This is a genomic window from Halomonas saccharevitans (assembly GCF_900116405.1).
In the GTDB taxonomy this organism is placed as follows: Bacteria; Pseudomonadota; Gammaproteobacteria; order Pseudomonadales; family Halomonadaceae; genus Halomonas; species Halomonas saccharevitans.
Genome location: NZ_FPAQ01000009.1, coordinates 1 through 11,992, shown reverse-complemented (window position 1 = coordinate 11,992; position 11,992 = coordinate 1). Strand labels below are relative to the sequence as shown.

Annotated in this window: 13 protein-coding genes; all 13 read left to right on the top strand. The window is 62.3% G+C overall.

Annotation, left to right across the window (positions count from 1 at the left end):
* Positions 1 to 31: 31 nt before the first annotated feature.
* On the top strand, positions 32 to 298 hold the full coding sequence (gene rpsT, locus BM388_RS05820; protein WP_089848146.1) for a 30S ribosomal protein S20: 267 nt from the start codon (positions 32 to 34) through the stop codon (positions 296 to 298).
* A 202-nt stretch (positions 299 to 500) separates the two neighbouring features.
* Positions 501 to 2,024: a murein biosynthesis integral membrane protein MurJ gene (murJ, locus tag BM388_RS05815; RefSeq protein WP_245781474.1), complete on the top strand. Its 1,524-nt coding sequence runs from the start codon at positions 501 to 503 to the stop codon at positions 2,022 to 2,024.
* A gap of 115 nt (positions 2,025 to 2,139) precedes the next feature.
* The gene (ribF, locus tag BM388_RS05810; protein WP_089848142.1) at positions 2,140 to 3,309 is read left to right on the top strand and encodes a bifunctional riboflavin kinase/FAD synthetase; all 1,170 of its coding nucleotides are present in this window, start codon (positions 2,140 to 2,142) and stop codon (positions 3,307 to 3,309) included.
* A 10-nt stretch (positions 3,310 to 3,319) separates the two neighbouring features.
* Positions 3,320 to 6,172, top strand: a complete 2,853-nt coding sequence (ileS, locus tag BM388_RS05805; RefSeq protein ID WP_089848140.1) for an isoleucine--tRNA ligase — start codon at positions 3,320 to 3,322, stop codon at positions 6,170 to 6,172.
* Positions 6,173 to 6,193: 21 nt separating this feature from the next.
* Positions 6,194 to 6,745, top strand: a complete 552-nt coding sequence (lspA, locus tag BM388_RS05800) for a signal peptidase II (protein ID WP_425431909.1) — start codon at positions 6,194 to 6,196, stop codon at positions 6,743 to 6,745.
* Positions 6,746 to 6,844: 99 nt separating this feature from the next.
* Entirely contained in the window at positions 6,845 to 7,306 is a 462-nt protein-coding gene (gene fkpB, locus BM388_RS05795) for an FKBP-type peptidyl-prolyl cis-trans isomerase (RefSeq protein ID WP_089848138.1), read from the top strand.
* Positions 7,307 to 7,407: 101 nt separating this feature from the next.
* Positions 7,408 to 8,376, top strand: a complete 969-nt coding sequence (gene ispH / locus BM388_RS05790) for a 4-hydroxy-3-methylbut-2-enyl diphosphate reductase (RefSeq protein WP_175535043.1) — start codon at positions 7,408 to 7,410, stop codon at positions 8,374 to 8,376.
* Between the two features lie 258 nt (positions 8,377 to 8,634).
* Positions 8,635 to 9,120 carry a type IV pilin protein gene (locus tag BM388_RS18170; RefSeq protein ID WP_281245178.1) on the top strand — a complete coding sequence of 162 codons (486 nt, stop codon included), beginning with the start codon at positions 8,635 to 8,637 and terminating at the stop codon, positions 9,118 to 9,120.
* Entirely contained in the window at positions 9,117 to 9,566 is a 450-nt protein-coding gene (locus tag BM388_RS05780) for a GspH/FimT family pseudopilin (RefSeq protein ID WP_089848134.1), read from the top strand. The genes BM388_RS18170 and BM388_RS05780 overlap by 4 nt, the downstream gene beginning before the upstream one ends.
* Positions 9,563 to 9,994 (top strand): type IV pilus modification protein PilV, encoded by a 432-nt coding sequence (gene pilV, locus BM388_RS05775; protein ID WP_245781471.1) that lies wholly within the window; start codon positions 9,563 to 9,565, stop codon positions 9,992 to 9,994. The genes BM388_RS05780 and pilV overlap by 4 nt, the downstream gene beginning before the upstream one ends.
* 31 nt (positions 9,995 to 10,025) lie before the next feature.
* Positions 10,026 to 10,460: a PilW family protein gene (locus BM388_RS05770; protein WP_217641046.1), complete on the top strand. Its 435-nt coding sequence runs from the start codon at positions 10,026 to 10,028 to the stop codon at positions 10,458 to 10,460.
* Between the two features lie 25 nt (positions 10,461 to 10,485).
* Entirely contained in the window at positions 10,486 to 11,616 is a 1,131-nt protein-coding gene (locus BM388_RS05765; RefSeq protein WP_089848130.1) for a pilus assembly PilX family protein, read from the top strand.
* Positions 11,617 to 11,734: 118 nt separating this feature from the next.
* On the top strand, positions 11,735 to 11,992 hold a 258-nt coding region (locus BM388_RS05760; protein ID WP_139233900.1), incomplete at its 3' end, for a helix-turn-helix domain-containing protein.

Here is an 11,992-nt window from a genome sequence, read left to right as displayed (position 1 = left end):
GTGGCAACAACTTTCTCCAAGGAGACAGTCAGTGGCTAACAGCAAGCAAGCCCGCAAGCGTGCCCGTCAGGCAGAAGGTCGTCGTGTAATGAAGGCGAGCCAGCGCAGCATGGTTCGTACCTACGTCAAGCGCGTCATCAAGGCCATCCAGAGCGGTGACCACGCCGAGGCGATGGGTGCCTTCAAGGCGGCGCAGCCGGTCATCGACCGCATCGCCGACAAGGACGTGATGTCCAAGCGCAAGGCTGCTCGCATGAAGAGCCGCCTGAACAAGCGCGTCAAGGCTCTCGCGGCGTAAGCCAGCCGAGCGCCAGCAGAAAAACCGGCTGCGGCCGGTTTTTTTGTGTCCGCTATTCTTGCCGAGCGCGCCGCACGAGGAGTAGACGGTGATGGATCACGAGCAGCCCCCCGAGTCCCGGGACGACAAGCCCACCGCGCCCGACGCTGCGCCAGTGGTCGCAGACGACGATCGCGCCGTGGCGCCCAAGGCGGGCGGCCTGATGCGCTCCGGCCTGGTGGTCAGCGTGATGACCATGCTCTCGCGGGTCATGGGACTGGTGCGCGATGTGGTGATCGCGACCCTCTTCGGGGCCGGCGACGGCGCCGATGCCTTCTTCGTTGCCTTCAAGATCCCCAACTTCCTGCGCCGGCTGTTCGCCGAGGGTGCCTTCAACCAGGCCTTTGTGCCGGTGCTCTCGGAGGTCGCCACCCGGGGCAGCAAGCGCGAGGTGAAGGAGCTGCTCGATGCAGTGGCCGGCAGCCTCACGGCGGTGCTGGCGCTGATCACGGCGCTGGCGATGCTGGCGGCCCCCTGGCTGGTGTGGGCCTTCGCGCCGGGTTTCGGTCGCGACCCGGAAAAACTGGCGTTGACCGCCGACATGCTGCGCCTGACCTTTCCCTACCTGCTGCTGATCTCGCTGACTGCCTTCGCCGGCAGCACGCTCAATACCTGGAACCGCTTCGCCGTGCCGGCCTTTACGCCGGTGCTGCTCAACCTGTCGCTGATCGGGGCCGCGCTGCTGCTGACGCCGCTGTTCGAGCAGCCGGCCATGGCGCTGGCCTGGGGCGTACTGATCGCCGGCGGCGCCCAGCTGGCCTTCCAGGTGCCGTTTCTGGCGCGACTGGGGCTGCTGCCGCGGCCCTGGCCCGACTTCGCCCACAGCGGGGTGCGGCGCATCCTCCGGCTGATGGCGCCGGCGCTGTTCGGGGTCTCGGTGTCGCAGATCAACCTGCTGCTCGACACCGTGCTGGCCTCGCTGCTGGCCGCGGGCAGCGTCTCCTGGCTCTACTACTCCGACCGCCTGGTGGAGCTGCCGCTGGGGGTGTTTGGCATCGCCATCGGCACGGTGATCCTGCCGGCGCTCTCGCGGCGCCACGCCGAACAGTCCGGCGAGCACTTCGCGGCGATGCTCGACTGGGCGCTGCGCACCGTGCTGCTGCTCGGCCTGCCCGCCGCCGTGGCGCTATCCGTGCTGGCTGAGCCGCTGTTGATCTCGCTGTTCCACTACGGCGCCATGACCGAACGCGACATCACCATGGCCGCCATGAGCCTGCGCGCCTATGCCGTCGGGCTGGTGGCGTTCATGCTGATCAAGGTGCTGGCGCCTGGCTTCTTCGCCCGCCAGGACACCAAGACGCCGGTCAAGGTCGGCATCGTCGCCATGGTCGCCAACATGGTCTTCAACCTGATCCTGATCTGGCCGCTGGCCCACGCCGGCCTGGCGCTGGCCACGGCGCTCTCGGCCTTCCTCAACGCCGGGCTGCTCGGCTGGCTGCTCAGCAAGCAGGGCGTGCTGGTCTTCCAGCCGGGCTGGGGGCGCTACGCCGTGCAGCTGCTCGGCGGCTGCGCGGTGATGGGGGGCGGGCTCTGGTGGCTCGCACCGGACTGGCAGGCCTGGCTTGCGTGGAGCGTCTGGATCCGCGCCGCCTGGATGGCGGGGCTGGTCGCGGCCGGCGCGACGGTCTACTTCGCCTGGCTGGCGGCCTTCGGCCTGCGGCTTCGCCACTTCCGGATGCGGGGGTAACGGGCCGCGTTCGGCGCCGTCACGAGGTCGCGGGGAAAGACCAAGCCGCGCCGGCTGTCAAGGGGCCCTCGGTCCGTTATAATCGAACACTTTATTTCCCAGCGTGATGACGCCCATGCGAGTGATTCGAGGTCTGCACAACCTGCGCGACGAGGATCGCGGCTGCGTGGCCACCATCGGCAACTTCGATGGCGTGCACCGCGGGCATCAGGCGATCCTCGAGCAGTGTCGCGAGCAGGCCGCCCGGCTCGGCCTGCCGGTGACCGTGGTGGTCTTCGAGCCCCAGCCGCGCGAGTTCTTCGCCGGCGGCCAGGCGCCGCCCAGGCTGACCCGGCTGCGCGACAAGGTGGCGCTGCTCGGCGAGTGCGGGGTCGATCGCATCCTCTGCCTGCCCTTCAACGATGCCCTGCGCAGCCTCACCGCCGGTGAATTCATCGACCGCGTGATGATCGACGGGCTCGGCGTGCGCCACCTGGTGGTGGGGGATGACTTCCGCTTTGGCTGCGATCGGCGCGGCGACTTCCACCTGCTGACCGAGGTGGGGCAGGCGAGGGGCTTCGGCGTCGAACACACCCGCACCTTCACCATCGCCGACGAGCGCGTCTCCAGTACCCGGGTGCGCACCCTGCTGGCCAGCGGCAACTTCGCCGCCGCCGCGCGCCTGCTGGGCCGCCCCTACCGGCTGGGCGGCCGGGTAGTGCCGGACCGTCAGCTCGGCCGCACCATCGGCGTGCCCACCGCCAACCTGCCCCAGCCGACCCACTCGCTGGCCCTGCAGGGCGTCTATGTGGTGGTGACCGAGCTGCCCGACGGTCGCCGATTGAACGGCGTGGCCAACATCGGCTGGCGTCCCACGGTGGGAAGCACTCGTCCGGTGCTCGAGGTGCACCTGTTCGACTTCGATGGCGACCTCTACGGCGAGCGCCTGACGGTGCTGCCTTGCGCCAAGCTGCGCGGCGAGGTGAAGTTCGCGCACTTCGAGGCGCTGAAGGCGCAGATCCGCAGCGATCTGGCGCGGGCTCGGGAGTACTTTTTACAGCACCCCGCTCCCGGTGCCGATATTCGACAGCACCCCGCTGCCGGTGCGAACGGTCCACAGCACCCCGGTACCGGTGCCTACGGTCTACAGCACCCCGGTGCCGGTTTGGCGGCCGACGCGTCCTCGAATGGCGCAGTGGGCGATACGCACGACGATTCTCTTCCTCTGGCATCGGCGCCGCTGGCGCGCGAGGCCGTGACTTCCGATTCCTCGGCGGGTGAGCCCGCCGACCACGACGACGGCTGACCCCCAGGATATGAGCGACTACAAGCACACTCTGAACCTGCCAGAAACCGACTTCCCCATGCGCGGCATGCTGCCCAAGCGCGAGCCCGCCCGGGTGGAACAGTGGAAGGAGATGGATCTCTACCATCGCCTGCGCGAGGAGCGCCAGGGCAGGGAACTTTTCGTGCTCCACGATGGCCCTCCCTACGCCAACGGCAGCATTCACCTGGGGCATGCGCTCAACAAGATCCTCAAGGACATCATCGTCAAGTCGAAGAACCTGGCCGGCTTCGATGCTCCCTATGTGCCCGGCTGGGACTGCCACGGCCTGCCCATCGAGCACAAGGTCGAGACCACTCACGGCAAGCATCTCGAGCCCGAGCAGGCCCGCGCGCTGTGCCGTGAGTACGCCGCCGAGCAGATCGAGGACCAGCGAGCGGGCTTCATCCGCCTGGGCGTGATCGGCGACTGGGACAACCCCTATCGCTCCATGGACTTCGTCAACGAGGCGGGCGAGATCAGGGCGCTGGCCGACATGGTCGAGGCGGGCTACGTCTTCAAGGGCCTGAAGCCGGTCAACTGGTGCTTCGACTGCGGCTCGGCCCTCGCCGAGGCCGAGGTGGAGTATCAAGACAAGAAGTCCGACGCCATCGACGTGGCCTTTCCGATCGAGGACGCCGACCGCCTGGCCGCCACCTTCGGCCTGGAGACGCTGCCCAAGGCCGCGGCCGTGGTCATCTGGACCACCACCCCCTGGACCATTCCCGCCAACCAGGCGCTGAACATGCACCCGGACTTTACCTACGCCCTGGTAGATACCGGCGCGCGGCTGCTGGTGCTGGCCGAGGAGCTGGTCGAGTCGTGCCTGTCGCGCTACGGCCTCGAGGGTGAGGTGATCGCCACGGCCAAGGGCGAGGCCTTCGACGGCATCCGCTTTCGTCACCCCTTCTATGACCGCCTGTCGCCGGTCTACCTGGCCGACTACGTGGAGTCCGAAGTGGGCAGCACCGGCATCGTCCACTCGGCCCCGGCCTATGGCGTCGACGACTTCGTCACCTGCCGCGCCCACGGCATGAGCTTCGACGAGATCGAGAGCCCGGTGCAGGGCAACGGCGTCTACGTCGATGACCTGCCGTACTTCGGTGGCCAGATGATCTGGAAGGCCAACCCGCAGATCGTCGCCAAGCTTGAGAAGGTCGGCGCGCTGATGGTCCATACGCCGATCACCCACAGCTACATGCACTGCTGGCGCCACAAGACGCCGGTGATCTACCGCGCCACCGCCCAGTGGTTCGTGGGCATGGACGTAAAGGGCAAGGACGGCCGCACCCTGCGCGAGCGGGCGTTGGACGGCATCGAGTCCACCGCCTTCACCCCCGCCTGGGGCAAGGCGCGCCTGCACAGCATGATCGCCAACCGCCCGGACTGGTGCATCTCGCGCCAGCGTAACTGGGGCGTGCCGATCCCCTTCTTCCTGCATAAGGCCACCGGCGATCTGCACCCGCGCACCGTCGAGCTGATGGAAGAGGCCGCCAAGCGCGTCGAGGCCGAAGGCATCGACGCCTGGTTCCGCCTCGACCCCGCCGAGCTTCTGGGCGAGGAGGCCGCCGACTACGACAAGGTTACCGATACCCTGGACGTCTGGTTCGACTCCGGTACCACCCATCGCCACGTGCTGCGCGGCTCGCACCCCCACGGCCATGCCGAGGGGCCGATCGCCGATCTCTACCTGGAAGGTTCCGACCAGCACCGCGGCTGGTTCCACTCCTCGCTGCTCACCGGCGCCGCCATCGACGGCCACGCGCCGTACCGGCAGCTGCTCACCCACGGCTTCACCGTGGACGAGAAGGGCCGCAAGCAGTCCAAGTCGCTGGGCAACGTGGTGGCGCCCCAGGCGGTGATGGACAAGCTCGGCGCCGACATCCTGCGCCTGTGGGTCGCCTCTACCGACTACTCCGGCGAGATGGCGGTCTCCGACGAGATCTTGAAGCGCACCGCCGACGTCTACCGGCGCATCCGCAACACCTCGCGCTTCCTGCTGGCCAACCTGAATGGCTTCGCGCCCGAGCGCGACGTGCTGCCCTTCGACGAGATGCTGGCCCTGGACCAGTGGGTGGTCGATCGCGCCGCCCAGCTGCAGGCGCGCATCGAGGTCGCCTATAAGGAATACCGTTTCCTCGACGTCTACCAGCAGGTGCACGGCTTCTGCGCCCGGGAGCTCGGCGGCTTCTATCTGGACGTGATCAAGGATCGCCAGTACACCACCCAGGCCGACTCCGTGGCCCGTCGCAGCGCCCAGACCGCGCTCTATCACGTGGTCGAGGCGCTGGTGCGCTGGGTGGCCCCGATCCTCTCCTTCACCGCCGAGGAGATCTACGAGAACATCCCCGGCAAGCGTGGCGACAGCGTGCTGCTCGAGGAGTATTACACCGGGCTCGACACCCTGGCGGATGACGCCGCCATGGGTCGCGACTTCTGGGAGCGGGTGCTCGAGGTCAAGCAGGCCGTCAACAAGTGCCTGGAAGACGCCCGCAACGCCAAGGCGATCAAGGGCAGCCTGGCCGCCGAGGTCACTCTGTACGTCGACGATGAGCTGCGCCAGACCCTGGCTAGGCTGGGCGACGAGCTGCGCTTCGTGATGCTGACCAGCGAAGTGCGCCTGGCGCCCCTGTCTAATAGCGAAAAGCCCGAAGCAAGCGAGGCGGCCGTGGCCACCGAGCTCGAAGGGCTGAAGGTGGCCGTGGCCGAGAGCGCCAACGGCAAGTGCGAGCGCTGCTGGCACCATCGCGAGGATGTGGGCGCTCATGCCGAGCACCCTGACCTGTGCGGGCGCTGCATCAGCAACCTGCCGGACGGTCCCGGCGAGACGCGCCAGTTTGCCTAAGGCTCACGCAGGAGAAGTTCGATGTCCCAGCAAGGCGAGGCGCGCATGAGCGAACGGCAGACAGGTCAGGATCACACGGCGCCCATGCGCCAGCCACTGCGCTGGCTGTGGCTGGCCGTGGCGTTGATCGTGCTGGATCTCAGCACCAAGTATCTCGCCAGCGGGCTGCTCGACTACGCGCGGCCGGTGGAGGTGCTGCCGTTCTTCAACCTGACGCTGCTGCACAACACCGGTGCGGCCTTCAGCTTCCTCGCCGGCCATCCCGGCTGGCAGCGCTGGCTGTTCGCCGCCATCGCCGTGGGGGCGAGCATCGGCCTGACGGTGTGGATGCGCCGCCTCAAGGCCGACGAGACGCTGCTCGGCGTCTCGCTCGGGCTGATCATCGGCGGGGCGCTGGGCAACCTCTACGACCGGCTGGTGCACGGCTACGTGGTGGACTTCCTCTCCTTCCATGCGGCCGGCTGGTACTACCCGGCCTTCAACGTGGCGGATATCGGCATCACCCTCGGCGCCATCGGCCTGATCTGGGAGTCGCTCTTCGCCGAGCGCCGCCGGGCCCGGCGGCGCGGTTGAGAATCCGGCCCGGCGCCCCGATATCCGGATCATCGACATCGAGACGATCGCGACCTTTCGCGCACGCACCCATCGCACGCACTGATTGAGAGACACGCCATGAGCCATCAGGAATCCCAGGAACTCCGTATCGACGAGGGCATGGAAGTGACCCTTCACTTCACCCTCAGCCTGGAAGACGGCACCGTGGTGGATTCCACCCGTGACAAGGCGGCCGCGACGTTCAAGGTGGGCGATGGCAACCTGCCGCCCGGCTTCGAGCATCCGTTCAAGGGACTTTCCACCGGCGAGAGCGGCACCTTCGAGATCACTCCGGAGCACGCCTTCGGTCAGCACAACCCGCAGAACATCCAGATGCTCAAGCGTGACGACTTCGAGAGCGACGAGCCGGAAGTGGGCATGGTGATGTCCTTCGCCGACGCCGCCGGCGGCGAACTGCCCGGCGTGATCAAGAGCATCGAGGGTGAGCAGGTTGAGGTGGACTTCAATCATCCGCTGGCGGGGCGTACCCTGACCTTCGAAGTGGAAGTGCTGGATGTGAAGCCCGCCACTACCCACTAGAACGCTGTTCCAGAGCTTATCGGGAGGTGGGGCGCCGCGGGATAGCCCCACCCGCCGACATCTCCCATGACGTGATGCCCAGGCATCGAGGCAAGGCCCACATGCAACGCAATCCCACCCAGATCAAGCTGGCCAATCCGCGCGGCTTCTGCGCCGGGGTCGATCGCGCCATCGATATCGTCAACGGCGCGCTGGACGTCTTCGGCCCGCCGATCTACGTGCGCCACGAGGTGGTGCACAACCGCTTCGTGGTGGACAGCCTGCGCGAGCGGGGCGCGATCTTCGTCGAGGAACTTCACGAGGTGCCCGATGACGTCATCGTGATCTTCTCCGCCCACGGCGTTTCCCGTGCCGTGCAGCAGGAGGCCGAAGAGCGCGGCCTCAAGGTGTTCGACGCCACCTGCCCGCTGGTCACCAAGGTACACATGGAGGTGCTGCGCTACGCCCGCCGCGGCCAGGAGTGCATCCTGATCGGCCACGAGGGTCACCCCGAGGTGGAAGGCACCATGGGCCGCTATGACACGTCTCATGGCGGCCAGATCTACCTGGTCGAGGACGAGGCGGACGTTGCCAAGCTCGAGGTCAAGGACCCGAGCCGGATTGCCTTCGTCACCCAGACCACGCTCTCCATGGACGATACCGCCCGGGTCATCGACGCCCTGCGCGCCAAGTTCCCCGAGATCGAGGGGCCGCGCAAGGACGACATCTGCTACGCCACCCAGAACCGCCAGGACGCCGTGCGCGAGTTGGCCGAAGGCGCGGACCTGGTGCTGGTGGTGGGCAGCCCCAACAGCTCCAACTCCAACCGTCTGCGTGAGCTCTCGGAGCGGGTCGGCACTCCGGCCTACCTGATCGACAGCGCCGATCAGGTCGACTCTGCCTGGCTCGAGGGGGTTGGCGCCATCGGCGTGACCGCGGGTGCCAGCGCACCGGAGGTGCTGGTCAAGGGCGTGATCGAGCGGTTGCAGGCGCTGGGCGCCACCGCGCCCGAGGAGCTCGCCGGCCGCGAGGAGACCATCACCTTCTCGATGCCTCGGGAGCTACGCGAGCGGGTCATCGCCAGCGAGTAGCGAACCCTTTCTCGTGCCGAGATAGAAACGCCGCTGTCAGGAACCTGACGGCGGCGTTTCTGCATCCCAGGGTAGGGGACCGCGACGCCATCGCGAGGAGAGCTAGCCTAGCGGCGCTGCAACGCCACTCCGTTGACGCATTCGCGTAGGGCAATACTCATGTACGACGCATGACGTTTTTGATCGTGTACCCTATCAGAGCGCTAAGTCTTGATACATACTGAAACAAATGCCTTGACTCCCAGGGAGACGCGCGGCGTGACCTTCTCAGAGCCCCGACCCAAGCCTCAGAGCCCCAAAGGCAGCCCCCGGCTCAGCGCCGGCTTCACGCTGATCGAGCTGATGATCGCCGTCGCCATCATCGGCATTCTGGCGTCGATTGCGTATCCGAGTTATCAGGGATATGTGGAGCGGTCAAACTTGGCTGAAGCAAAATCGGCTTTGATGGAAGCGGCGGGGCGGATGGAAAGGCGTTACACGTCAAAATATAAGTATGAGGCTATCGCGATCAACGATACTTTATCCGAGCAAAGTCCCTATTTTTCTGATGATACGAAAAGCCCAAGCCCTGTAGTAAAAGTTTATGACGACGGTGCAGCTTTTGTGATTTCAGCGACAGGTTCTGGAAGAGTGCCAGAAAACTGTGGGACTATTTGGGTAGATAGTCTTGGGCAGCGGGGTTCTGACACTGCTCCAACTAAAGTTAGCGCAGTTAAGTCGCCAGATGGTGGGGGCTGCTGGTGAAGGTGGCTAAAGGTTTCACGCTGATCGAACTTCTGGTCACTGTCGCCGTGATCATCATTATGGCTACTATTGCCGTTCCCGGTTTTCAAAGAATGATGGCGAGTAGCCAGCTCGCTAGCGACTATAATGAGATGTTGTCTGGGCTCCATCTTGCGCGTAGCGAGGCTGTTAAGCGGCGACAGGATGTTTCTTTAAAGCCGAAAATTAACTCTTATGAAGTAGTGTTTAACGGTGGTGCGCTGAGGAGTCGTGATAGCTTGAAAAGCACTGTCGCACTGAGCAACGGCGAGGGTGCTGGTGAAGAAGTGTCATTTAACAAGCTGGGGCGGATAGTCAAGAGCTCTTATTGCGAAGATGGATGTACATTGACGATTAGCTATAGTGGTGCTGGCAGTAAAGCTATTTATATCAGTGGCTTTGGGAGAGTCGGTAGAGGTGGCTCATGATGGTTGGACGTCAGCGCGGCTTTACCCTAATCGAGGCACTGGTTGCCTTGTTGGTGCTTTCCATCGGCATGCTGGGCGTGGCGGCCATGCAGCTCAATGCCCTAAAGAGTGCGCATATGGGGTATCAGCGATCTGTTGTTAGCTTAGCTGCTGTTGATGCTCAGGAGCGAGTATGGGGGTATTTGGCTGGCAATGAAAATTGGTGCCCGGGGCTGAAACCGTCTTATGAGGATGCTTTGAGCACTATTGAGGGCGAGTGGAAGTCAACTTGGTTCGGAGAAGGTAAGGTATTAAAAGGTAATGGAATTAAGTTGCGAGATAAAGATGCGGGTGGTAATTCTCTAGCAGATTGTGAATATGAGGTTTCCATAAGAGGTGGTAAAGGTGACTTTGTTTATCGATTTCGGCTTCCGGTATTGAGCGGGTAGGCAGGCTATGCCAAATTCTTTCGGACTGAACATGAAACAGTCGGGTTTCTCGCTAGTAGAGCTCATGGTGGCGCTGCTGATCGGGCTCGTTATCATTCTCGGCGCTGGGCAGTTATTTCTCACAGGGTTCCAGAATTTTCAGAAAATTGAAGAGTTGAGTGATAAGCAGGCTACGTTGATGTTTGCTGCGGATGTTCTGGTCCGAGAGGCACGGCGTGGTGAGGATGTCAAACATAACTATGAGGTCAAGGTATCTCAAGATGGTGAGAGCTGCTCCCTCTATGACAAAGATTCCAATGAGCCTATTGTCGATGGTTTGTCTATTGAGGATGGGTGCGATAATAATTTCAATGTTGAGAAAGACTGTGATGGTGTGACTGGCCTTTTTTGCATCACCTTTACGCTGGCTGGTGAAGCTTCTCCTATTGGTTTCCATGCCATGGATCGTACGCAAGCAGTCCAGTAGTATCTGGCTGGTCAGGGGGTAAGTTATGAAAAAGCAGAGTGGTGCTGCACTGGTCGTCGTTCTTTCCATGCTTACCATGTCGCTGATGATAGGCCTTTCCGGTATGCAGTCCTCGCTGGTGGAAGAGCGATTGGCTGGCAACTATAAGGCATTATCCGAAGCGCATATGGCTGCAGAAGCTGGTGCTTCATCTTCGCTATCTTTATTGAGCTTTAATGATATACCGGATTCTGAAGAGGAGTGTGCAGATATTTCCGCTGGCGAGGTTGACATAGTTGATGTTTCCTGGCGGGAAGATGTTTTTAAAAAAAGCTATGATTCTGGATATTCTGTTGTGAGTGATGTGGTGAGATGTAATTATGATGGAGAGGGCAGGGTCTTGTCGCGAGGCTATGTAATTGCAGATGGTTCCAGTGACATTTTATCAGAGAGGTATTTGGTTTTTTCTTATCCGGAGGGGGGGGGTGGCCTTGACGCAGTTTTTACCTGCATTGGGTTCGGTTGTGAAGAAAGTCGGGTTGATGCTGATAACGCTTTGGATGGGGATGACCACCCTGTGGCTGGACAATCTTTCAACTGTAGCGGTCAAAGTTGTCGCTACCCTTCGGATGATGGCTTGGATTCAGTGCCTGAGTTTGCTGGTTTTTTGCCTGATAGAGATGGGTATGAAGATCGGCGAAAGGCATGGGAAGAATTGGTAAAAAATTTGCCTGCACCTGTTGCTTCTTATGGAGGCAAAAAAAATAACAAAATGGGATCGCATGGCAGTCGGAGCAATCCAGTTGTGATAGAAATAACGGGAGGTGTAAAAATCAATGGAAGTGTAGATACTGCAGGTATCATAATCGTTCGTGATGGAGGATATATTAATAAGGCTAATGGTACGGCCCATCATGAAGGATTGATTATCGTCGAAGAGGGGGGTGAGTTTGATATCGCAAATGGAACGTTTAATCTGTATGGAGGGATAGTTAAGCTGAAGCCGGAAGATTCTCATGGCCACGGTGGTGGCTATGATCTTAGGGCAGGTGGTAATGCTGGCCTTAACTATAGCAGTGAAGCCGTAATGAATTTAAACAAAATTGCGGATATTGATAAACTTTTTGAAAGTAGCGGTTCTTCGGGTGATGGGATCGACACTTGGGATGAGCTTTGAGTGGGAGTGTTAAGATCCTGGATTCATAGAATAACTGCAGCGCTTTGGACCACACGGTAGAGGTAGGAGGGCCAGCGCCGATACCCTCCCTGCTTTACCGACCAAAGTGAAGCAGAGCATGGGATACCGACAGCTGACCCAGATCCAACGATACCAGATCCACGCCCGCTATGACTTGGGCATCAGCCAGCGCCAGATCGGCAGGGAGCTGGGCCTCCACGGCAGCACGATCAGTCGTGAACTGCGCCGCAACGCCACCTCAGGTGGCTATGATCCTGAACAGGCCCAGACGCTCAGTGATCACCGGCGCCGTACCGCGTGGAAGTGGACGAAGCGCCTGCCGAGCATGATCGCCGCCGTTGTCGGCCGGCTGCGT

What these genes read in the sequence shown, in the direction of transcription:
- murJ (WP_245781474.1), top strand. Translation starts at nt 501, where the DNA reads ATGCGCTCCGGCCTGGTGGTCAGCGTGATGACCATGCTCTCGCGGGTC.
- ribF (WP_089848142.1), top strand. Translation starts at nt 2,140, where the DNA reads ATGCGAGTGATTCGAGGTCTGCACAACCTGCGCGACGAGGATCGCGGC.
- ileS (WP_089848140.1), top strand. Translation starts at nt 3,320, where the DNA reads ATGAGCGACTACAAGCACACTCTGAACCTGCCAGAAACCGACTTCCCC.
- lspA (WP_425431909.1), top strand. Translation starts at nt 6,194, where the DNA reads ATGTCCCAGCAAGGCGAGGCGCGCATGAGCGAACGGCAGACAGGTCAG.
- fkpB (WP_089848138.1), top strand. Translation starts at nt 6,845, where the DNA reads ATGAGCCATCAGGAATCCCAGGAACTCCGTATCGACGAGGGCATGGAA.
- ispH (WP_175535043.1), top strand. Translation starts at nt 7,408, where the DNA reads ATGCAACGCAATCCCACCCAGATCAAGCTGGCCAATCCGCGCGGCTTC.
- pilV (WP_245781471.1), top strand. Translation starts at nt 9,563, where the DNA reads ATGATGGTTGGACGTCAGCGCGGCTTTACCCTAATCGAGGCACTGGTT.
- BM388_RS05770 (WP_217641046.1), top strand. Translation starts at nt 10,026, where the DNA reads ATGAAACAGTCGGGTTTCTCGCTAGTAGAGCTCATGGTGGCGCTGCTG.
- BM388_RS05765 (WP_089848130.1), top strand. Translation starts at nt 10,486, where the DNA reads ATGAAAAAGCAGAGTGGTGCTGCACTGGTCGTCGTTCTTTCCATGCTT.